At 72.9% G+C, this 18,660-nt stretch carries 15 protein-coding genes and 1 pseudogene; 9 read left to right on the top strand and 7 right to left on the bottom strand.

The genetic code is table 11. From position 1 onward, the window contains the following. Nucleotides 1-125: 125 nt before the first annotated feature. Nucleotides 126-3,566, bottom strand: a complete 3,441-nt coding sequence (locus ACFV9Q_RS25875) for a family 43 glycosylhydrolase (protein ID WP_377236799.1) — start codon at nt 3,564-3,566, stop codon at nt 126-128. A 638-nt stretch (nt 3,567-4,204) separates the two neighbouring features. Between ACFV9Q_RS25875 and erm the strand changes: the two are divergent. The 3 genes and pseudogenes from erm to cutA all read left to right on the top strand — a co-directional run. After that, nucleotides 4,205-4,963 (top strand): annotated as a pseudogene (gene erm, locus ACFV9Q_RS25880) (23S ribosomal RNA methyltransferase Erm); the annotation flags it as partial. Between the two features lie 66 nt (nt 4,964-5,029). Further along, complete coding sequence (locus ACFV9Q_RS25885) at nt 5,030-5,641, top strand: hypothetical protein (protein WP_377236800.1); 612 nt, start codon at nt 5,030-5,032, stop codon at nt 5,639-5,641. A 179-nt stretch (nt 5,642-5,820) separates the two neighbouring features. After that, the gene (gene cutA, locus ACFV9Q_RS25890) at nt 5,821-6,165 is read left to right on the top strand and encodes a divalent-cation tolerance protein CutA (protein WP_377236801.1); all 345 of its coding nucleotides are present in this window, start codon (nt 5,821-5,823) and stop codon (nt 6,163-6,165) included. Nucleotides 6,166-6,171: 6 nt separating this feature from the next. Here cutA and ACFV9Q_RS25895 read toward each other — a convergent pair whose 3' ends face one another. Beyond that, a complete protein-coding gene (locus tag ACFV9Q_RS25895) occupies nt 6,172-6,501 on the bottom strand; it encodes a nuclear transport factor 2 family protein (protein WP_377236802.1) in 330 nt (109 codons plus the stop codon). Nucleotides 6,502-6,791: 290 nt separating this feature from the next. Between ACFV9Q_RS25895 and ACFV9Q_RS25900 the strand changes: the two genes are divergently transcribed. From ACFV9Q_RS25900 to epsC, 3 genes are all read left to right on the top strand, one after another. Continuing rightward, nucleotides 6,792-7,556, top strand: coding sequence for a lytic polysaccharide monooxygenase (locus ACFV9Q_RS25900; protein ID WP_377236803.1), 765 nt, complete (start codon nt 6,792-6,794; stop codon nt 7,554-7,556). 471 nt (nt 7,557-8,027) lie between these two features. Continuing rightward, nucleotides 8,028-8,963, top strand: a complete 936-nt coding sequence (gene cysK / locus ACFV9Q_RS25905) for a cysteine synthase A (RefSeq protein WP_357485407.1) — start codon at nt 8,028-8,030, stop codon at nt 8,961-8,963. Continuing rightward, nucleotides 8,963-9,559: a serine O-acetyltransferase EpsC gene (gene epsC / locus ACFV9Q_RS25910; RefSeq protein ID WP_377236804.1), complete on the top strand. Its 597-nt coding sequence runs from the start codon at nt 8,963-8,965 to the stop codon at nt 9,557-9,559. The genes cysK and epsC overlap by 1 nt, the downstream gene beginning before the upstream one ends. 52 nt (nt 9,560-9,611) lie before the next feature. On the opposite strand, the gene ACFV9Q_RS25915 is transcribed toward epsC, so the two are convergent. Continuing rightward, nucleotides 9,612-10,004 (bottom strand): MmcQ/YjbR family DNA-binding protein, encoded by a 393-nt coding sequence (locus tag ACFV9Q_RS25915; protein ID WP_377236805.1) that lies wholly within the window; start codon nt 10,002-10,004, stop codon nt 9,612-9,614. 104 nt (nt 10,005-10,108) lie between these two features. On the opposite strand from ACFV9Q_RS25915, the gene ACFV9Q_RS25920 reads away from it, so the two are divergent. Next, nucleotides 10,109-11,221 (top strand): LLM class F420-dependent oxidoreductase, encoded by a 1,113-nt coding sequence (locus tag ACFV9Q_RS25920; protein WP_377236806.1) that lies wholly within the window; start codon nt 10,109-10,111, stop codon nt 11,219-11,221. Between the two features lie 73 nt (nt 11,222-11,294). Here ACFV9Q_RS25920 and ACFV9Q_RS25925 read toward each other — a convergent pair whose 3' ends face one another. Together ACFV9Q_RS25925 and ACFV9Q_RS25930 are read right to left on the bottom strand one after the other, a co-directional pair. Continuing rightward, nucleotides 11,295-12,866 (bottom strand): bifunctional metallophosphatase/5'-nucleotidase, encoded by a 1,572-nt coding sequence (locus ACFV9Q_RS25925; RefSeq protein ID WP_377236807.1) that lies wholly within the window; start codon nt 12,864-12,866, stop codon nt 11,295-11,297. A 103-nt stretch (nt 12,867-12,969) separates the two neighbouring features. Then, a complete protein-coding gene (locus ACFV9Q_RS25930; RefSeq protein ID WP_377236808.1) occupies nt 12,970-13,461 on the bottom strand; it encodes an MGMT family protein in 492 nt (163 codons plus the stop codon). A gap of 55 nt (nt 13,462-13,516) precedes the next feature. Here ACFV9Q_RS25930 and eis point away from each other — a divergent pair, with 55 nt between their 5' ends. Beyond that, nucleotides 13,517-14,833, top strand: a complete 1,317-nt coding sequence (gene eis, locus ACFV9Q_RS25935) for an enhanced intracellular survival protein Eis (RefSeq protein ID WP_377236809.1) — start codon at nt 13,517-13,519, stop codon at nt 14,831-14,833. 66 nt (nt 14,834-14,899) lie between these two features. Here eis and ACFV9Q_RS25940 read toward each other — a convergent pair whose 3' ends face one another. Together ACFV9Q_RS25940 and ACFV9Q_RS25945 are read right to left on the bottom strand one after the other, a co-directional pair. Next, nucleotides 14,900-15,958, bottom strand: coding sequence for an Fpg/Nei family DNA glycosylase (locus tag ACFV9Q_RS25940; protein WP_377236810.1), 1,059 nt, complete (start codon nt 15,956-15,958; stop codon nt 14,900-14,902). A 2-nt stretch (nt 15,959-15,960) separates the two neighbouring features. Then, nucleotides 15,961-16,413: a ribose-5-phosphate isomerase gene (locus tag ACFV9Q_RS25945; RefSeq protein WP_377236811.1), complete on the bottom strand. Its 453-nt coding sequence runs from the start codon at nt 16,411-16,413 to the stop codon at nt 15,961-15,963. Between the two features lie 49 nt (nt 16,414-16,462). Here ACFV9Q_RS25945 and ACFV9Q_RS25950 point away from each other — a divergent pair, with 49 nt between their 5' ends. After that, complete coding sequence (locus tag ACFV9Q_RS25950; RefSeq protein WP_377236812.1) at nt 16,463-18,487, top strand: M13 family metallopeptidase; 2,025 nt, start codon at nt 16,463-16,465, stop codon at nt 18,485-18,487. Nucleotides 18,488-18,660: the final 173 nt, after the last annotated feature.

Below are 18,660 nucleotides of genomic sequence, written 5' to 3' on the forward strand. Positions count from 1 at the left end.
TCCCCCAGCCCACCCCTCCCTGACAGCATGACACCCTCCCCCCCCCCTCCCCCCGTGGGGGGTTATCCTTTTCCTCTCGGGGACGCCCCGAAGGAGCGCAGATAGCCAGCACTCAACGGTCGCGGTCAGACGGCGGTGCGGGGTCGGCAGGGGGCCTGGGCCGTGACCCGTACGGTCGGGTCGGAGACCGCCGTGCCCGGCAGGGCGCCCGGCGTCGTCGCCGTCACGCGCACGGTCAGGCGGTGCCCGACGTCGGCGGCGGTGAGCCGGTACGTCCGGCCCTCCGCCCCGGCGACCGCCACGCCGTCCCGCAGCCACTGGTAGGTGAACGCGAGCCGCCGGTGGTCCCACTGCCCGGACGTCGCGGTGAGCGTCGAGCCGGCCGCGGCCCGGCCGTTCACCTTCGGCGACCTCACGGCCCGCGGCTGGACGCCGTCGTACGGCAGCGGGTCCACGCTCGTCAGAGTGGGCGTGACCTGCTGCATGAGGCCGTCGGCGCCGAACGTGAGCCGGTCGACCGTGGTCTCCCGGTGCGTCCCGTCGCCGCCGGGGATCGCGAACCGGTGGTAGGCGATGTACCACTCGTCGGTGCCGGGCACCTGGACGATCGAGCTGTGCCCGGTCGCCTGGATGCCCTGGCTGGTGTCCTTGGACAGGATGACGCCGCGGTAGGTCCACGGCCCGTCCACGCTGGTGGCGGTGGCGTAGCCGACACGGTAGTCGGCGGACCCGGTGTCGTCGATCGAGTAGGTCAGGTGGTACAGCCCGTCGCGGTAGTTGAGGAACGTCCCCTCACGGAAGTTCGTCAGCCCGCCGACCCGCGCCAGCGTGTCCTGCTTGATCGACAGCATGTCGTCGCTCAGCTCGGCGTACACCGGACCGTTCGACGGCCCGCCGTTGCCCCAGAACAGGTAGTACCGGCCGGTCTCCGGGTCCTGGAACGCCGCGGGGTCGATCGCCTGCCCGGACGCGATCGGCTCGTTGTTGAGGATCATCGCCGTCGGCTGCGCGACGAACGGGCCCTCCGGGCGGTCGGCGACGGCGACTCCGATCGTCTTGCGGTTGTAGGTCGCGTTGTGGCCGGAGAAGTAGAAGTAGTACTTCCCGCCCCGCTCGATGATCGTGGGCGCCCAGGCGTTGCCCGTGGCCCACGGCACGTCGCCGTTCGCGCCGTCCAGGGTGAGGATCGGCTCGGCCGAGCGCTCCCAGTCCACCAGGTCCTTCGACGTCCAGACGTAGAAGTCCTTGCCGCCCCAGCCCGCGACGCCGTCCGACGTCGCGTAGAGGTAGTAGCTGTCGCCGAAGTGCGCGATGTTCGGGTCGGCGTACAGGCCCGGCAGCACCGGCGAGCGCATCTCGACGGCGCGGACGGTCCAGGCCCGGCTGGCGCCGTCCTGCGCGGTGACCGTGAACGTCCGCGGCTGCGACAGGTCGACCGGCCCCGTGACCTGCGGCGAGACCGTCGAGGTGGACACGGTCTGGAAGGCCGGCTCCAGGGCGGTCACGTCGGTTCCGGGCGTCACCGGCAGGGTCACGGTCGACGTCGCGCCGTCGATGACGGCGGGGACCTTGAGGCTTGCGAGGTCGACGCCGGTGATGGCGGTCGGGTCCGCCCCGAGCTCCCGCACCTCGTCGGCCGACAGGGCACGGTTGTAGATGCGGAAGTCGCGCACCTTGCCCTTGAGGTACCGGTCGGCGGTGTAGGTGGAGCGGCCGATGTAGTTGGCCGTGGTCCGGCCGTCGCCGATGTCGCCGGGCTCGATCGTGACGCCGGTGTTCTCGCCGACCCGCACGCCGTCGAGGTAGAGCCGGGCGGTGCCGTCCTGGAGCGTGTAGGTCAGCGTCTTCCAGGCGCCGCGCGGCAGCGCCGCGCCCGAGGCCACGGTCTGCTCGGTGGACCAGTTGCCGGTCGCGATCGAGGAGCGGTAGTTGTTCCCCGTGGTGAACAGGTAGCCGTTGCCGACGCCGCCGCCGTCGGTGTTGCCCAGGCCCCAGATGAAGTACGGCGTGGCCTGCGCGGGGTCCAGCCAGACCTTCGTCGAGACCGTGATGGCGTCGAGCCCGGCCATCATGTCGTTCGGCAGCAGCACGTGGCCGTTGCTGCCGCCCAGGTTCAGCGCGCCGTCGGCCCAGGTGGCGTCGCCGCGGACGACGCCGTCGTACCCGTGGCCGGTGCCGTCCGCGGCGACCGTGCCCGCGGTCTCGTCCAGCGCGTACTGCGCGACCAGGCCGTTCTCGTCGGCCACGACCGGCGTCGGCGGTTCGGGGACCACGATGCCGTCGCGCAGCGCCGCGAGCTCGGCCGCGGTGACGGGGATGACGGTGCCGTGGCGCGGGCTGGCGGGCAGGTCGTAGTCCGCGGGCACCTGCCAGTCGGGGTGCTCCAGGTCGTCGGTGCCGAGCGGGATGTAGCCGCGGCCGCCGTACTCGTCCACGAACAGGTAGAACGGCGAGCCGGACGTGTCACCCGGGTTGGCCTTGAAGACCGTCGGGCCCTCGACGGCGGAGGTGCCGGCCTCCCGGCCGATGCACCCGGCCATGAACTCCCAGGCCGGGTCGCCGGGCAGGTCGACGGCGGTGAGCGACGCCGACTTCTCCTGGATGATGTCCGAGCAGCCCGTCCCGCCGCCGCCCTCGTCCTTGGTGAAGCGGTAGTAGACGTCGTTCTCCCGGATCACCGTCGAGTCGATCCGCGACTCGCCGCGGTCCTGCCAGACCTGCGCCTCGCTGAACGTCACGAAGTCGCGCGTGGTGGCATAGAGCATGCGGTTGTACGCGCTGCCGGTGTGGTCCGGGTCGTCAGCGGCGTACAGCTTCGAGGCCCAGAACACCACGTACTGCCCGAGCGTCTCGTCCCAGTAGGCCTCCGGCGCCCAGGTGTTGCCCGCGTTGTCCGGCGAGACCTTGACGTGCCGCTGCTCGGACCAGGTGATGAGGTCCGTGGACTCCCAGACCTCCAGGTACTGGCTGCCGTGGCGCTGCGCCGCGTCCCAGTCGCCGTTGCGCCCGATCGAGAGGTCGGTGGCGATCAGGAAGAACCGGTCGCCCTCGGGCGAGCGGATCAGGAACGGGTCGCGCAGGCCTCGAGTGCCCTCGGCCGACTCCAGCACCGGCTGCCCGTTGTTGGTCTCGTCCCAGGTCAGGGCGTCGTTGCCGCGGCTCGCCGCGAAGTAGATCTTCTCGCCGGCGAGCGAGTTGCCCGTGAAGTAGCTGAACGCGTAGCCCTCGTACGAGGCCGGCGCGGGCTGCTCGCGGACCGTGAGCGCGATCTCCCGGGCCGCGGTCGCGCCGCCGACGTCGGCGGTCGCGGTCAGGGTGACCGCCGTGTCGCCCGCACCGTGCACCGGACGGCGGACGACGCCGTCAGGCGCGACGACGCCGGGGTCGGACGACGCCCACGCGACGCTCGCGCCGTGCATCCCGGACGTCGGCAGCGTGAGGTGGCCGCGGACGTCGTCGGCGTGCACGACGTCGAGCGCGGCGACCGCGGCGTCCGCCTCCGCCTGGGCGGTGCTGTCTACGGTGCTGTCGGCGGTGTCGGCCGTGGTCTCGGCGGTGACGGACATCGTGGTCTCCGGTGCGGTCGCGGGCAGGCGCGCCGCCAAGGCGCTTGCGGGGAGGAGGGGAACCAGGCTGCCGAGCAGTGCGACGACGGCGCCCGTGGCGACCGCGCGCAGGGGCAGGCGGGAAGGACGAGTGCTTCTTTGCACAGTGACCTCGCGAGAATGTGAGCGTTAACAGTCGCGTCATCCGACCATCGGCGGATCACCCTGTCAAGGGACCGGGGCGAAAAAGCGTGGCGCCGGGCGAATGCCTGCTCGTAGGGTCGTCCGCGATATGAACGCAATGATCAGGCAGCGTTCCGCCCGCTAGCGGCGCGGAACGCACACCACCACCCAGCGCGTGCTCCGCGCCGCCGGCTTCCGCCGGGCGGCGCGTTCGTGCTGCCCGGATTCCTGTCAGCCGACGAATCCTGGAGCACCCGATGTCGCGCAACCGATCCTCCCGTTCCTCTGCCCGCACGCCCTTCCGCACGTCTCCCCGCACGGACGCGGACGCCCGACCTCGGGGCGGAGCCCGCGGGCCGGGCGACCTCGACCGCGGACCCACCCGCCGGCCCGACCACCTCGACGGAAGCCCTGCCCGCCGGCCGGACCACCCCGAACAAGGCCCCACCCAGCGGCCGGTCGACCAGCACCCCGGCGGCGCCCACGAGCTCGGCCAGAACCTCCTGGTCGACACGCAGGTGATCGACCGGGTGGTCGCCCTGGTTCCCGACGCCGACCGGCCCCTGGTCGAGTGGGCTGCCGGGCGCGGCGCGCTGACCCTGCCGCTGGCCCGGCTCGGCCGGCCGGTCGAGGCCGTCGACATCGACCCGCGCTCGGTCGCCCGGCTCGGCCGGATCACTCCGGGCAACGTCACGGTGACGCGGGACGACATCCTGCGCCACGCACCGCCGTCGGGCGCCTACGACCTCGTGAGCAACGTGCCCTTCCACCTGACCACCCCCGTGCTGCGCCGGCTGTTCACCCTGGACCGGTGGGAGCGCGCGCTGCTGATCACGCAGTGGGAGGTCGCGCGCAAGCGCGCCGCCGTCGGCGGTACCACGCTCCTGACGGCGCAGTGGTGGCCGTGGTTCACCTTCCGCCTGGACCGCCGGGTCCCCGCCGCGGCCTTCCGGCCCCGCCCGAGCGTCGACGCCGGGCTGCTGGTGATCGACCGGCGTCCGCGGCCGCTGGTGCCCGCGGCCGACCTCGGCCGCTACCAGCGCTTCGCCGCCGCCGTGTTCAACGGTCCCGGCCGGGGCGTCCGCGAGGTGCTGACGCGGTACGGCATCGCGCGGAACGACGTCGGGCTGTGGGCCCGGGAGCACGGCGTCGGGCCGAACGCGCTGCCCCGCGACCTGGACGCGAGCGCCTGGGTGGGCGCGTACGCGATGAGCGTCCGGCGGCGGTCGCGATGAGACCCATCACGTGATGCCCAGCGGTTCGCCATGAGTCCGGCATGACGATGCTGTCGAATAGGGCACATGTCGTCGTACGCAGCCGCGCCGCCGAGCGCACCTCGCCGTCCCCGTCGTTGGATCGTCGCCGTCGTCTCCGTGATCGGAGTGCTGGTCGTCCTGGGCGTGGTCGGCGAGGTGGTGCTGCGCGGCATGATCGACGACCGGATCGCGGCCGCCGAGGCGGACCTGCCCGACGGCGTCACGGTGGAGCGCGACGACACGCTCGCGCTGGTTCAGCTCGCGACCGGGCGGGCGACGCTGCGCGCGGAGGTCTCGCCGGCGGCGCTCACCGACATGGCCCGCTCGGCCACCGACCTGCCGAACCTCCAGGTCACGCCGCAGTCCGGCAACCTCGTCGCGCAGGTGCCGTTCTCGATCGCCGGCAGCGAGCAGAACGTGGACGTGCTCCTGTCCGTGGCCGCCGAGAACGGCCGCGCGGTGCTGCGCGCGGAGTCCGTCGAGCTCGCCGGGATCTCGCTCCCCCTCGCCACGGTGGCCGACCAGCTCGGCAACGACCAGATCGATCAGCTCGTCGAGGGCGTGGCCTTCCCCGAGGACGAGACCGACGTGACGATCTCGTCGGCGGTGGCGACCGACGCGGGCCTGGAGCTGGGCGCGGAGGTCGCGATCTGGTGACGGGCGCCGGGACCTGAACCCGCGGCCCGACCCCTCCCCGCGGGGCCACCACTGCTGAGCTCCGTTCAGCAGGCGCCGGCGAGCCGTATCCCACTCACAGACGGCCGCATACGCCCTGTTGACCCCACCTCAGTACTGACGGCCGCGGCTGGGCATGGCCACGCCGCTAGCCTGCCGGTATGCCCTTCGACGACGTCGCCGCGTTCGAGTTCTGCCAGGTCATGACCACCGTCTCGACCCGGGCGGACGCCGAGGCCCTGGCACGTTCCGCCGTCGAGGGCCGGCTGGCGCCGTGCGCGCAGGTCGAGGGGCCGGTCACGAGCACGTTCTGGTGGGACGGCGCGGTCCAGGTCGAGGAGGAGTGGCGGGTCGTCCTCAAGACGCCGTCGGACCGCTATCCGGCCCTGGCCCAGCACATCCTCGACCACCACGCCTACGACGTGCCGGAGATCATCAGCCTGCCGATCCTGGCCGGCACCCCGGACTACCTCGACTGGATGCGCGCCCAGACCCGCCCGCGCTGACCGGCGTCAGCTCAGCACCAGGCTCGCGACCTTGCCGTTGCGCAGGTCGAACTTGAACGGCCCCGTCCCGTTGAACCGGTTGCTCGTCACCCTGATGGTGACGAGGTAGGCGTCCGGACCGTCCCCGGGCGCCACGGACACGAGCTCGAACTGGCTCTTCATCCCGATGTTGTCGGTCTCGTTCCAGCTCCGCACGCCGTCCGGGCCGTGGAACTCACGCCCCCAGTCGTTGAGGTAGGCGTCGTCGGTGAACGTCGCGACAAAGCGTTCGGTGTCGCCGGCGTTGGTCGCGTCGATGAACTCCTGGATCGCGGCGGGCAGGTCGGGAGCAGCCATGGAGTGCCTCCTGGGCGGTCGGTTGCCCCGACCATAAGCAGGACGCGCAGCGCCGCGCAGACCCGCGGGGAAAGACACACACAGCCGAGGGGGTAACGCTGAGGTAGCACTGCTAGCTCAGCGTTACCCCCTCGGCTGCGCAACCACTTCCCCGGAGCCCCGTGACGCAGGCGTCGCAGCCTTAACCGTTTCACCCCGTGGTCTCGCCGGCCGCGCCTCCGGACAGTGGTTCCTGCACGCGCCGTGGCGGGCCCCGCCAGGCGCACCCGCCCGAGCACCTGGAGGAACCCATGTCCATCCGTGCGCACGCGCGCAGTCTCACGCTGGCCGTCACCATGGCGCTGGTCGCGCCCTTCGCGATGGTCGCCGTCGTCGCGGCCGACACCGTCACGGCGGCGCCGGCCGCCGCCCACGGCTCGGTGACCGACCCGCCCACCCGCAACTACGGCTGCTTCGAGCGCTGGGGCAGCGACCACCTCAACCCCGAGATGGCCGAGCTCGACCCCATGTGCTGGGGCGCCTGGCAGGCCGACCCCAACGCCATGTGGAACTGGAACGGCCTGTACCGGGAGAACGTCGGCGGCAACCACGAGGCCGTCATCCCCGACGGTCAGCTCTGCTCGGGCGGCCGCACCCAGTCCCCGCGCTACGACTACCTCGACACCCCGGGCGCGTGGGTGGCCAAGGACGTGCCGCAGCAGTTCCACCTCACCCTGACCGACCAGGCCCGGCACGGCGCCGACTACCTGCGCATCTACGTCTCCAAGCCGGGCTTCGACCCGACCACCGAAGCGCTCGGCTGGGACGACCTCGACCTGGTCCAGGAGACCGACCCGTACCCCTCGCAGGGCACGTACGAGACCGACGTCGACCTCACCGGGTACAGCGGCCGCGCCGTGCTGTACACGATCTGGCAGGCCTCTCACCTCGACCAGCCGTACTACCTGTGCTCGGACATCAACATCGGCGGCGCGACCGCCGAGCGCGGCTCCGTGCGCGCCACGGCGGGCACTCCGGTGACCACGGCATTCCGGCTGGGACAGATCGCCGCCTGATCGCTCACCTGCTTGCTTGCCTCGCTCGTGAGCGGGGCAAGCAAGCGCAAAGTATCGACATGATCGATACCTGAGACAGATCTTGTCTCACAGTGGCTGCCCGCGTAACCTGCACGAGTCGAGCCAGTCGCTCGACACGTGACACGCAGCCGCGCGACCACACGGTCGCCACACGCAGGGAGGACGTCTTGAGCACCGTGCGCTCCGCACTCCCCGACCGTCCCGTCGCCGTCGACGCACGCCCGATGTGCGAGACCGGCCGCTGCCCCCGAGGCTGTCTGTAGAGCGTCCGCACGCGCCAGACCACGCCGGCACCGTCCGCGTGGCCCGGCCGCCAGCGGGACGCTCCGGCCCCGACACCAGCCCCAGACGCTCGACGCCGGCTCCGAGGCGCGCACCCGCACGACCGGGGCGCCGACGTCGGGCAGCGCACCAGCCAAGCCAGACCCGCCACCCAGCGAAGGAAGAACAATGGCCCGCATCTACGACGACGCGACCAAGCTCATCGGCAACACACCACTGGTCAAGCTCAACCGTCTGACCGACGGCCTCGAGGCGACGGTTCTCGGCAAGCTCGAGTTCTACAACCCCGCCAACTCCGTGAAGGACCGCATCGGCGTGTCCATCATCGACGCCGCCGAGGCGTCCGGTGAGCTCAAGGAGGGCGGCACGATCGTCGAGGGCACCTCGGGCAACACGGGCATCGCCCTCGCCTGGGTGGGCGCGGCCCGCGGTTACAAGGTGGTCCTGGCGATGCCGGAGACCATGTCCAAGGAGCGCCGCGCCCTGCTGCGCGCCTACGGCGCCGAGCTGGTGCTCACGCCGGGTGCCGAGGGCATGAAGGGCGCCGTGGCCGCCGCCGAGAAGATCGCGCAGGAGCGTCCGGGCGCCGTGCTGGCCCGCCAGTTCGCGAACGCCGCCAACCCGGCGATCCACCGCGCCACCACCGCCGAGGAGATCTGGGCGGACACCGACGGCGCCGTCGACATCCTCGTCGCCGGCATCGGCACGGGCGGCACCATCACCGGCGTCGGCCAGGTCCTCAAGGAGCGCAAGCCCGAGGTCAAGGTCATCGCGGTCGAGCCCGAGGAGTCGCCGATCCTGAACGGCGGCCAGCCCGGCCCGCACAAGATCCAGGGCATCGGCGCCAACTTCGTGCCCGACATCCTGGACCGCGAGGTCTACGACGAGGTCATCGACGTCAACCTCGCCACCGCGATCGACGCGGCCCGCCGTGCTGCCAAGGAGGAGGGCCTGCTGGTCGGCACCTCGTCCGGCGCCGCGCTCTCGGCCGCCCTGGAGGTCGCGAAGCGCCCGGAGAACGCCGGCAAGACGATCGTCGTGATCATCCCTGACTTCGGCGAGCGCTACCTGTCCACGCCGCTGTTCGAGGGTCTGGTCGACTGATGGCGAAGGGGCGCGGGCTGCTCGGGGTCCTGTCCGAGGACCTCGACGCCGCGCGCGCCCACGACCCCGCCGCACGGTCGCGCCTGGAGGTCGCGCTCGCCTACCCGGGCGTGCACGCCCTCTGGGCGCACCGCGCGGCGCACCGACTCTGGCGGGTACCGGCCCTGCGCCTGCCCGCGCGGCTGCTCTCGCAGCTCGCGCGGGCGGCGACCGGGGTCGAGATCCATCCGGGAGCCCGGCTGGGCCGGCGGCTGTTCATCGACCACGGCATGGGCGTGGTGATCGGCGAGACGACGGTGGTGGGCGACGACGTCATGCTCTACCACGGCGTCACGCTCGGCGGCCGGTCGCTCAACCGCGGCAAGCGGCACCCGACGCTCGGGGACCGCGTGACGGTGGGCGCCGGCGCCAAGGTGCTCGGCCCCGTCTGGGTCGGCGACGACGCGCAGATCGGTGCCAACGCCGTCGTCGTCAAGGACGTGCCCGCCGGAGCCGTGGCGGTGGGCATCCCCGCGCGGATCCGGGTGCCGAAGGCGCCCGTCGCGGAGCGCTCCCGCAACGAGGACCCGTCGGAGCTCATCGAGTACTCCATCTGAGCGCCGGGCCGGGCACGCCGGTCCGCCGCTCCGCGCCGCAGGCTGGCCCGGCTCAGCGCAGGCGGTCGGCGTGCTGCTGCGCCAGCCCCGGCGGCGCCGTCGCCAGCCACGCGTCCACGAGAGCCTCGCGCAGCCCGGGCTCGGCGATGACGTCGAGCTGGATCAGCATCCCGGCGAAGCCGTCGAAGTGCGTGATCGTGAAGAATCCCGGCCGCCCCTCGGCCAGGATCGCCTCCTTCTCCCCCAGGTCCTCGACCCGCACGCCGAGGATCGGGCCCTCCGGCACCGGCTCGTCGCCGAACCGCTCGAGGTCGGCCTTGGTGAAGGGGCGCTCCCAGGCGAACGCCTTGGTCCCGACGGACCAGGCGCGGTGGCGATAGCTCGAACCCTCTGCCGTCTCGGGCAGCGCGAGGGCGAGCCGGGCGACGTCGTCGTAGGTGGCCACGAGTCCACCGTAGCCACAACGGGCCCCACGCGACCGGTAGGGTGTGGGGCAGTACCTGGGACGCGCCGTCCCAGGTAAGCCGTTCCCACGACGAGGTGAACCCCATGCGCATCGGATTCCAGACCGGTTACTGGTCCCGCAGGCCCCCGAAGGGCATCCAGCAGTTCATCGTTGCCGCCGACAAGCTGGGCCTCGACTCGGTCTGGACCGCGGAGGCCTACGGGTCGGACGCCTTCTCACCGCTGGCCTGGTGGGGCTCACGGACCAGGAACGTGCGGCTGGGCACGGGCATCGCCCAGCTCTCCGCCCGCACGCCGACGGCGACCGCCATGCAGGCCCTCACGATGGACCACCTGTCCAAGGGCCGGTTCGTGCTCGGCCTCGGCGCCTCCGGCCCGCAGGTCGTCGAGGGCTGGTACGGGCAGCCGTACAAGCGGCCGCTGGCCCGCACGCGCGAGTACGTGGACATCGTGCGGCAGGTCATGCGCCGCGAGGCGCCCGTGACCCACGACGGCTCGTTCTACCAGCTCCCGCTGTCCGCCGAGGCGTCCGGCGCGACGGGCCTCGGCAAGGCCCTCAAGCCGACCGTGCACCCGTTCCGCCCCGAGATCCCGATCGTGCTGGCCGCGCAGGGCCCCAAGAACGTGGCCCTGGCCGCCGAGATCGCCGACGGCTGGATGGCCGGCTTCTACGCGCCGCGCATGGACGACGAGTTCCGCGCGCTGCTGGCCGAGGGCTTCGACGTCCGCTCCGAGGAGCGTTCGGCCGCGGACCGGTTCGAGGTGTGCGCCACGGTCCCCGTCGTCGTGCGGGACGACGTCGAGGCCGCCGCCGACGTGATCCGCCCCCACATCGCCCTGTACGCGGGCGGGATGGGCGCCAAGGAGGCGAACTTCCACAAGCAGTCGCTCGACCGGCTCGGGTACCAGGAGCCGCTCGACAAGGTGCAGGAGCTGTACCTCGCCGGGCGCAAGGAGGAGGCGGCCGCGGCCGTGCCGACGCAGCTCGTGGAGGAGATCGCGCTGGTCGGGCCGATCGACAAGATCCGCCGCGAGCTGCCCACCTGGGAGAAGACCGCGATCACCACGCTGCTGGTCCAGGGCGACCCGGCCTCGATGCTCGCGCTGCTGGCCGCGACGCAGGACACGTCCCTGGCCGGCCGCGCCCGCTCGACGGCGGGCTCCCTCCTCGCGAAGGTCGCCCCCTCAAAGATCTGACCCCCCGCTCGTTGAGTGCTGGGTATTCGCGCCTCTGACACACGAAAAAGCGCGAATACCCAGCACTCAACGGCTACGGGAGGACCGTGATGCGGCCCTCCGGGGTGACGTCGATCGTGCCGACGGCGCGGGCGTGGGTCGCGATCGTCTCCGCGTCGACCGGGGCCTCGCCGATCGGGACCAGCACCTCCGCGTCCTGGAAGCCGCTCACGCCGTCACCGCCGCCGATCACGTAGTTGGTCGCCGCGACCGTATAGGTGGCATCGAGATCGAGCGGCGCGCCGCCCACGCTGACCTCGCGCACCCGCGAGCCCGCCGGAGCACCGGCCGAGTAGGCGTACGCCATGCCGGAGACCTGCGGAAAGCCGCCGCCGGCGTCCTGCACGCGGGCGACAGCGTCCTCCAGCGACCGGCGCAGGCCCGCGCCCGTGACCCGCACCTCCATCACCCGGTTGGCGAACGGCGCGATCGAGTAGGCGTCACGGAGCGTGAAGTCGGGCCCGGGCGCCTGGGCGCGCAGGCCGCCGCCGTTCACCCAGCCGACGTCGGCGCCGTGCTGCGCGCGGAACGCGTCGGCGACGAAGTCCCCGAGCGCGGTCTCCTGGGACCGGCTCTTCTGCTCCGGGTCGAGCAGCGGCGTCCGCACGTCGGCCAGCACCTCGGAGAGACGCTCGTCCATCTCGGCGGCGTACCGCTCCTCGACCTCGCGCAGCTCGGGGTCGGGCGTGACCGTGCCGTCCACCTCGATCACGGACGGCCGGACCCGGTACTCCGGCCGGTGCCCGCCGGGCCCCGCGGTGAGGCGCCCGCCGCGCTCCCGACGGATGTCCAGGCGGATCAGCGAGCCGATGTTCCCCTCCGACGCCATGAGCGGCACGTCGCCCTCGTACTCGATCACGGACTCGTACTCCGCCATCTCCTCGCCGAAGACGGCGTCCAGCTCGGGCACGGCCCGCACCAGCTCGTGGTTCTCGTCCATCGGGTACTGGGTGACGGCCACGATGACGTCGGCCCGGGCGTGCGCCCGCAGGTCGGCGACGGCGGCCCGCGCGGCCTCCACCGGGTCGGTCTCGACCAGGTCCGCGGCGGCGGACGTCGTCTCGATCGCGTCGGTGAGCCCGATGAACCCGACGCGGACCGGGCCCACCCGCTGCACGGCCCAGGTGCCGCCCTCGACGAAGGGCGACCCGTCGGTGCCGGTCACGTTGGACGTGATCCACGGGAAGTCGGACGCCGCGACCAGGTCGCGAGTGTGGTCCACGCCGAAGTCGAAGTCGTGCTGGCCGAAGTTCGCCAGGTCCACGCCCACCTCGTTGAGCGCCTCGACCATGGGCACGCCCCGGTAGAGCCCGCCGAACAGGGTGCCGCCGGCGAGGTCGCCGCCGAAGACGACGGCGGTCGCCCGGTTGCGCTCCTCGACCGTGCGCACGGCCGTGGCCAGGCGGGCGACGCCGCCGCGGTCCTGGCCGCCGGTGAGCACCGGGCCGATCTCGTGCGCGTCGTGGAAGTAGAGCAGGGTCGCGGCGGGCCGGTCACGCTCTGGCGCGGGCCGGGCCTGCGCGGGCAGCACGCCCGACGTGGCGGCTCCCGACACGAGCAGCAGGGCACCGAGCAGGGCGGTGGTACGGGCGAGCGGGCGGCGCATGGCAGAACCTCCGGCAGCGGATCGGACTCGGGGACGGTAGCCCGGGCGCGTGAACAGGGCGGCCCGGGCGCGTGAACGGCGCGTGACCTGGCGCCGTGGCCGGTCAGGCGGGGCGCGGGGGCTCCTCGTCCTCCGGGAACCAGACGGCGCGTCTCAGGTTCACGCGGCGGCCGTCCTTGGACAGCGGGCAGCCCTCGGCGCGCAGCGCGTCGAGGGCCTCGCTCAGGTGGTGCTGCGGCGGCGACCCCGCCGCGTTGACCACGCGCCACCAGGGCACGCGGTCGCCGTCCGACGGCGGTGCGCCGCCGTCGTCCGCCCCCTCCCCGTCGCTCCCGGCCCTGGGCTCCCGGTCGTCCGGCACGAGGTGCGCGTATCTGCTCCCCGAGCCGGCCAGGACGCTCCCGACCTGGCGCGGCCCACCCCGGCCGAGCTCCTCGCCGACGATCTCCGCGATCAGTCCGTACGTCATCGCGCGGCCGGACGGGATGTGCCGGACGACGTCGAGCACGGCGGCCGCGTACTCCTCGACGTCGGTGAGCGGGGGTCCGGGCAGCGGCTGGTTCACGCAGGCGATCGTAGACGCGGACACCGACATCGGCCGCCGTCCGACCGGCCGATTTCCGCTTGCGACCGGGTGCGACGATCGACGCATGGCACTTCCCCAGATCGCCCTGCCGGCGGGCTACCGCTGGCGCACGCTGACCTCCGACGACCAGCGCCTCGTGACCGAGCTCGACACCTGGGCCTTCCCGACGGGCCACGCCCACGACGACCTCGACGCCACCCCGTCCCCGCTGACCTGGGAGCGCGCCGTGGCCGTCGAGGCGGACGGCGTGGACGGCCTGGTGGCCATGCACGCGTCCTACCCGTTCGGGCAGTTCCCCGTGCCCGGCGCCGAGCTGCCGACGGCGGGCCTGACCTGGGTGGGCGTGCACCCCCAGCATCGCCGCCGCGGCCTGCTGTCGGCGATGATCGACCTGCACCTGGCGCGCTCGGCCGAACGGGGCGAACCCCTCAGCGCCCTGTTCGCCGCGGAGGCCGCGATCTACGGCCGGTTCGGCTACGGCCACGCGGTCGACGACCTGCGGCTCGACATCCCCCGCGGCGCCGCCCTGCGCGACGTGCCGGGCGCGGAGCGGCACACGGTCCGGGTCGAGGTGGCCTCCCGCGAGCGCCACGGCGTGCTCGTCGACCGCCTGCACCGTGCGGCCGGCGCCGCTCCGTCCGGGGAGCCCGGCATCAACCGGCCCGGCTGGGTCACCCGCGAGACCGAGGAGCTGCAGGCCGTCCTGTGGGACGACGCCCCGATCCATCGCGGCGGTCGTGAGTCCCGCCGCATCATCGTCGTGGAGCTCGACGGCGAGCCCCGCGGGTACGTGACGTTCCGCCGCAACCTCTCCTGGGAGCCCACCGGCCCGCGCGGCCAGGTCAGCGCGGGCGAGGTCGTGGCGCTCGACGCCGCCGCGGCGCGTGCCCTGTGGGGCGCGCTGCTGGACCTCGACCTGACCAACGAGGTCAGCCCGTTCATCCTGCCCGTGGACGACGTGATCACGCAGTTCCTCGTCAACCTGCGCGCCGCCGCGCCGCGCACCCCGGACAACCTGTGGGTCCGGCTGGTCGACGTGCCCGCCGCCCTCGCGGGGCGGCAGTACGCCGCCGACGTCGACGTGACGCTCGCCGTGACCGACGCCCGCCTCCCTGCCAACGCCGGGGTCTATCGGCTCCAGGCGGAGGCGTTCGGGCCGGCCTCGGTGGAGCGGGTCGACCCGGAGTTCGAGGCGCCCGAGCTGTCGCTCGACGTCCGCGAGCTCGGCGCGGCCTACCTCGGGGGCAAGTCGCTCGCGACGCTCGCGGCGGCCGGGCTCGTCACGGTGCACCCGCGCCCCGGGCAGCGGGCCGGTGCGCTGGCGCGGGCGAGCACCGCGTTCGGCTGGCCGGTCGCGCCGGGCGCGTCCTGGGTGTTCTGAGCCGGGTCCGGCCGGGCCCGCGCCCGACGGCGAGGTCCCGGCCCGGCCGGCCCGCGGCGTCGGCCGTCAGGTCTGGCAGACGCCGCACCAGAACAGGTTGCGGCCGGCCAGCTCCTTGACCAGCACCGGCGACCCGCACACCCGGCAGGGCAGCCCGTCGCGGTGGTACACGTAGAAGGCCTGGTCGGAGGGCACGGCGCCCGGCGAGCCGTCGGTGTTCTGCCGGGTCCGGCCACGGCCGCGGTCGGCCGCGGGGACGGGCTCGGCGCCGCCGTCCGCGACGTCCGCGACGTGGCCGGCGCCCCGGTCCGCCGGGCGTGTCGTGACGATCGCGCCGTGGTCGGCGCCGTCGCGCATGAGGACGACGAGGTCGTCCCAGATGGCGCGGACGGTCGCGGCCGGCACGTCGCGCCCCGGGCGCAGCGGGTCGACGCCGGCGCGGAACAGGACCTCGGCGCGGTAGATGTTCCCGACGCCGGCGACGACGGCCTGGTCCATGAGCTGCTGCCCGATCGTCACGCGCGACCGGCCCAGGGCGGCCACGAAGGCGTCGGGGTCGCCGTCGTCCCGGATGGGGTCGGGGCCCAGACGGGCCTCGACGGCCTCCTTCTCGTCGGCGGTGATCACCTCGCACGCCGTCGGACCGGTGAGGTCGGCGACGGCGTGCGCGCCGAGCAGGCGCACGCGCACCTGCCCACGCGGCTGGGGCACCTCCCACGTGTCAGACGTGGAGGTCCCCGGGGGGACCCGCGGGCCCGACACGTCGGACGACGGCGGGGCGGACGCCGGCGCCGAGTCCCGCTCCCCGATCCGGCGCCGGGGCGCGCCGATCGCGTGCGCGACCTCCGGCGCGTCCGGGGCGCCCGCGAACGTCCACGCGCCGTACAGCCCGAGGTGCGTGCGCAGCCACAAGGTGTCAGACCGCAGGTCAGCCGGCCGCTCGGCCGGCGCGAAGCCCAGGAAGAGCTGCTTGCCCCACGCCTCGCTCGCCACCAGACGACGGCCGTCGAGCACGCCCGCGCCGTCCGCGAACCGCCCCTGCGGGCTGCTCACCCGCAGGACCTGCCCCGCGAACAAGGTGTCGAACGTCCGCGCGAGGCGGTGGACGGTATGCCCCTCAGGCACGCTCAGGCACGCTTGCTCTCGTACTCGGCGAGCTGGTCGATGCGGCGCTGGTGCCGCGCGTCGCCGCTGAACGGCTCGGCCACGAAGGCCTCGACGAACGACGTCGCCTCCTCCACGGAGTGCATGCGCCCGCCGACGGCGATCACGTTCGCGTCGTTGTGCTGGCGGCCGAGCTTCGCGGTCTCCAGCGACCAGGCCAGCACGGCCCGGACCCCGGTCACCTTGTTCGCGGCGATCTGCTCACCGTTGCCCGATCCACCGATCACGATGCCGAGCGAACCGGGCTCGGCCACGACGGCCTCACCGGCGGAGAGGCAGAAGGACGGGTAGTCGTCCTGGGGGTCGAGCTCGTGGGCACCGTGGTCGACGACCTCGTGCCCGGCCGCGGTGAGATGGCCCACCAGGTGCTGCTTGAGGTCGTACCCGGCGTGGTCGGCGGCGATGTGGAGACGCATGGCCCCATCTTCCCTCATGCGCGAGGTCCACGTTGCGTACGCTGGCGCAATGACCACCGACGCCACGGGACTCACGTCGGGGATCGACCTCGACGCGCTCGACCCCGCAACCCGACCGCAGGACGACCTGTACCGCCACGTCAACGGGAGGTGGATCGACAGCCACGAGATCCCCGCCGACCGCGCGATGGACGGGGCGTTCCGCGCTCTCTACGACCAGGCCGAGGTGCACGTCCGGGAGATCATCCAGGACGCGCCCACCGGCTCCACGATCGGCGACCTGTACGCCAGCTTCATGGACACCGAGCGGATCGCCGGGCTCGGCACGACGCCCCTGGACGAGGACTTCGCCCTGATCAAGGACGCCGGGGACGCCGCCGCACTGACCCGCGTGCTGGGCGCGCTGCAGCGCACGGGCGGCACGGCCGGCGTGCGCTTCTGGGTGGACAACGACGCGACCGACCCCGAGAAGTACGTCGTCTACCTGCGGCAGTCCGGGCTCGGCCTGCCCGACGAGGCGTACTACCGCGAGGAGCAGTACGCCGAGCTGCGCAAGAAGTACGTGCCGCACGTGGCCCGGATGCTGGGCTTCGCCCCGGTCCAGGAGACCTGGGGCATCTCGCCCGCCGACGCCGCGCAGCGCGTGTACGACGTCGAGAAGCAGCTCGCCGGCCACCACTGGGACGTGGTGCGCGACCGCGACGCGACGCTGACCTACAACCCGATGACGCTGGCCGCGCTCGTCGAGTCCGCGCCGGGCTTCGACTGGGTGGCCTGGGCCGAGGCGCTGGGCGTGCCGGCCGGGTCGTTCGACGACATCGTGGTGCGCGAGCCCGACTTCGCGACCGGGTTCGCCGCCCTCTGGAGCGAGCTGTCGCCGCTGGACTGGCAGCTCTGGATGACGTACCACGTGGTCAGCGCGCGGGCGCCGTACCTCACCGACGAGATCGTCGAGGCCAACTTCGACTTCTACGGCCGCACGCTCACCGGTGCGCAGGAGGTCCGCGAGCGCTGGAAGCGCGGCGTGGCCCTGGTCGAGGGCGCGCTCGGCGAGGTCGTGGGCGCGGAGTACGTCGCGCGGCACTTCCCGCCGTCGAACAAGGAGCGGATGGACCGCCTCGTGGAGGCACTGGTCGCCGCGTACCGGGAGTCGATCCAGGGTCTGGACTGGATGACCGACGAGACCAAGGCGAAGGCGCTGACCAAGCTGGAGAAGTTCACCCCCAAGGTGGGCTACCCGGTGCGCTGGCGCGACTACTCGGGCCTGGAGGTGGACGCCGCCGACGTGGTCGGCAACGTGCGCCGCTCCAACGCGTTCGACCAGGACTACGAGCTGGCCAAGATCGGCAAGCCGCTGGACCGCGACGAGTGGTTCATGACGCCGCAGACCGTCAACGCCTACTACAACCCGGGCATGAACGAGATCGTGTTCCCCGCGGCGATCCTGCAGCCCCCGTTCTTCGACCCCGAGGCCGACGACGCCGTGAACTTCGGCGGGATCGGCGGCGTCATCGGGCACGAGATCGGCCACGGTTTCGACGACCAGGGCTCGAAGTACGACGGCGACGGCCGCCTCGAGGACTGGTGGACCGACACCGACCGCACCGAGTTCGAGAAGCGCACGAGCGCGCTGATCGCGCAGTACGACGCGTTCCGGCCGGCGCAGCTGGCGGCGTCCGCCGTCGGCTCCGGTGAAGGCGAGGGTGAGGGCGACGCCGCCGCCGAGGGCCACGTCAACGGCAGCCTGACGATCGGCGAGAACATCGGCGACCTGGGCGGGCTCTCCATCGCGATCAAGGCCTACCGGATCGCGCTCGGCAAGCCGCTGGACGAGGCGCCCGTCGTCGACGGGCTCACCGCCCTGGAGCGGATCTTCCTCGGCTGGGCCCAGGTCTGGCAGTCCAAGGGCCGCGACGAGGAGGTGCTCCGCCGCCTCGCGACGGACCCGCACTCCCCCAACGAGTTCCGCTGCAACGGCGTGGTGAGCAACGTGGACGAGTTCTACGCGACCTACGACGTCCAGCCGGGCGACGCGCTGTACCTGGCCCCGGAGGACCGGGTCCGCATCTGGTAGTCGCAGTCGCCCCTCACCCTCACCTTTGAGGCCCGGGTTTCTTCGCTTTGAGGCTGGTTCCCAGCCAAGAAGCCCGGGCCTTCAAGGGGAGGGGGACGCCCCTCCTCGGCCCACGAGGGGGGTGTCTCCCGCACCATTTTTCTCTTTAATTTTGGTGCAATGGTTGCGAGCTA

This window comes from Promicromonospora sp. NPDC059942 (assembly GCF_042731755.1).
GTDB lineage: Bacteria > Actinomycetota > Actinomycetes > Actinomycetales > Cellulomonadaceae > Promicromonospora.

What these genes read in the sequence shown, in the direction of transcription:
- ACFV9Q_RS25925 (WP_377236807.1), bottom strand. Translation starts at nt 12,866, where the DNA reads ATGCGCCGCCCGCTCGCCCGTACCACCGCCCTGCTCGGTGCCCTGCTG.
- ACFV9Q_RS25885 (WP_377236800.1), top strand. Translation starts at nt 5,030, where the DNA reads ATGTCGTCGTACGCAGCCGCGCCGCCGAGCGCACCTCGCCGTCCCCGT.
- ACFV9Q_RS25945 (WP_377236811.1), bottom strand. Translation starts at nt 16,413, where the DNA reads ATGCGTCTCCACATCGCCGCCGACCACGCCGGGTACGACCTCAAGCAG.
- ACFV9Q_RS25895 (WP_377236802.1), bottom strand. Translation starts at nt 6,501, where the DNA reads ATGGCTGCTCCCGACCTGCCCGCCGCGATCCAGGAGTTCATCGACGCG.
- epsC (WP_377236804.1), top strand. Translation starts at nt 8,963, where the DNA reads ATGGCGAAGGGGCGCGGGCTGCTCGGGGTCCTGTCCGAGGACCTCGAC.
- ACFV9Q_RS25920 (WP_377236806.1), top strand. Translation starts at nt 10,109, where the DNA reads ATGCGCATCGGATTCCAGACCGGTTACTGGTCCCGCAGGCCCCCGAAG.
- ACFV9Q_RS25900 (WP_377236803.1), top strand. Translation starts at nt 6,792, where the DNA reads ATGTCCATCCGTGCGCACGCGCGCAGTCTCACGCTGGCCGTCACCATG.
- ACFV9Q_RS25930 (WP_377236808.1), bottom strand. Translation starts at nt 13,461, where the DNA reads ATGTCGGTGTCCGCGTCTACGATCGCCTGCGTGAACCAGCCGCTGCCC.
- ACFV9Q_RS25875 (WP_377236799.1), bottom strand. Translation starts at nt 3,566, where the DNA reads ATGTCCGTCACCGCCGAGACCACGGCCGACACCGCCGACAGCACCGTA.
- cutA (WP_377236801.1), top strand. Translation starts at nt 5,821, where the DNA reads ATGCCCTTCGACGACGTCGCCGCGTTCGAGTTCTGCCAGGTCATGACC.
- cysK (WP_357485407.1), top strand. Translation starts at nt 8,028, where the DNA reads ATGGCCCGCATCTACGACGACGCGACCAAGCTCATCGGCAACACACCA.
- eis (WP_377236809.1), top strand. Translation starts at nt 13,517, where the DNA reads ATGGCACTTCCCCAGATCGCCCTGCCGGCGGGCTACCGCTGGCGCACG.
- ACFV9Q_RS25950 (WP_377236812.1), top strand. Translation starts at nt 16,463, where the DNA reads ATGACCACCGACGCCACGGGACTCACGTCGGGGATCGACCTCGACGCG.